Annotated in this window: 1 protein-coding gene and 1 rRNA gene; both read right to left on the reverse strand. The window is 66.5% G+C overall.

Features of this window, described 5'->3' with window-relative positions:
* On the reverse strand, nucleotides 1–184 hold a 184-nt coding region (locus AB0O67_RS27920; protein WP_365455573.1), incomplete at its 3' end, for a hypothetical protein.
* 222 nt (nucleotides 185–406) lie between these two features.
* Nucleotides 407–493, reverse strand: a 5S ribosomal RNA gene (gene rrf / locus AB0O67_RS27925); the annotation flags it as partial.

The raw sequence follows: 493 nt of genomic DNA on the forward strand, positions 1-493 counted from the left end.
TCACGGCGGAAACCTCCGGGCCGGCTACCCTCCCGCCCATCACGGTCGTCGCGGCGCGGCCCACGATCACGATCGTCGCGCGGGAAGGTCGGCCGCGACCCACGGTCGCCGTCTCGACGGCCGTAGCCAGCACGGTCGTTGTCACGTCGGAAGCCGCCGCGGTCACTCCGGTCACTGCGGTCACTGCGGCCACCACGGAAGCCGCCGCGATCGCCGCGTTCCCCACCATCCCGTCGCCGCTGGTCGCGCTCCGGTCGGTCCTCGGGAGAGTTGGTGGACATCGGTGACTCCTGTCTTTGGTACCGCAGTCATTCTCGCGCAGCCGACAACCCGGCGCGCTCCGTAAAAACAAAAAAGGACCCTTGGTCCCAGCTGAACGCTGGGACCAAGGGTCCTTCCAAAGATTGTTCGGCGGCGTCCTACTCTCCCACAGGGTCCCCCCTGCAGTACCATCGGCGCTGTAAGGCTTAGCTTCCGGGTTCGAAATGTAACC

This window comes from Streptomyces sp. NPDC086077, from assembly GCF_040686175.1.
In the GTDB taxonomy this organism is placed as follows: Bacteria; Actinomycetota; Actinomycetes; order Streptomycetales; family Streptomycetaceae; genus Streptomyces.